Annotated in this window: 1 protein-coding gene; it reads right to left on the bottom strand. The window is 43.8% G+C overall.

Annotation, left to right across the window (positions count from 1 at the left end; translation table 11 throughout):
• Positions 1-624 (bottom strand): GGDEF domain-containing protein (locus A3729_RS18430; RefSeq protein WP_156498009.1); only part of this gene is annotated, 624 nt, incomplete at both ends.

Here is a 624-nt window from a genome sequence, read left to right as displayed (position 1 = left end):
GAATTAGCTGCTCTGCACTCTCTCCATACTTGTATACGGCGACACCGATCGAAGCTGTGACAGTTCCTAGTTCAATCTTTTCTGCGCTGTCTGATAAAGTTTGTTTCGATAAGCGCTCACGAATATTCTCAGCGACAATGTAAGCTCCTTCGCAGGCCGTTTCAGGCAGTAGAATTGCGAATTGTTCGCCAGCAAACCGAGCAACCGAGTCGCAGCCCTTAATGTTGTTTTTTAAGAGTGTCGCGACAAAACGAAGAACTTTGTCGCCAATTGTATGACCAAATTGTTCATTAAAACGCTTGAAATCATCCAGGTCGATTAACAGTAGGCATAATGGTTTCTTCTCGGCTTTGCTGGAAGAAATAAAGTTTTCTATCTCCATATCAAAGGCACGGCGATTGTTCACCTTTGTGAGGGAATCTGTTGTTGCTTCAGAGTTAAGCTTTGATACTTCGGCCCTGAGTTTTTTCATTTCAAGCGCCATGCTTTCAAGGGAAGTTTGCATACTCTGTGTAGCGCTTTCACGCTTCTTGGTTTCATCTAGCAGATGGCTAATGAGTGACTTTATATCACTGATGTCACTGGCACCTTCCATTTTCTCAGAAAACGACGATAAGGTCTGCG

The sequence above is a fragment of the Oleiphilus sp. HI0043 genome (genome assembly GCF_001634935.1).
This window is presented reverse-complemented; position numbering and strand designations above follow the sequence as displayed.